General features: G+C 48.8%; 1 protein-coding gene. It reads left to right on the top strand.

Annotated elements, in window-relative coordinates:
* Nucleotides 1-240: hypothetical protein (locus tag FE784_RS40175; protein WP_218103892.1), on the top strand; the 240-nt coding region annotated here is incomplete at both ends.

Here is a 240-nt window from a genome sequence, read left to right as displayed (position 1 = left end):
ACGTTTTATAATCCGAACTCGGGAGACTTGAAGGACGACTGGATGGCGCAATACGGAAATGCGATTCAAAAGAAATTTCCTCATATCACGGTCAATTACGTGCAATCCCCGGATACGAATCCGGCAGGCCATCTGGCCAACATGCTGGCGGCGCAAGAGCCGATCGACGTAATCCTCAATGCGGATACGAATCATTACAGGCTGATCACGCCTTTCAAATTCGAGTACGATATGACCGAA

The sequence above is a fragment of the Paenibacillus hemerocallicola genome (assembly GCF_006265175.1).
In the GTDB taxonomy this organism is placed as follows: Bacteria; Bacillota; Bacilli; order Paenibacillales; family NBRC-103111; genus Paenibacillus_AB; species Paenibacillus_AB hemerocallicola.
Note: the sequence above shows the minus strand (reverse complement) of the source record. Positions and strands in the feature narration are given on the sequence as shown.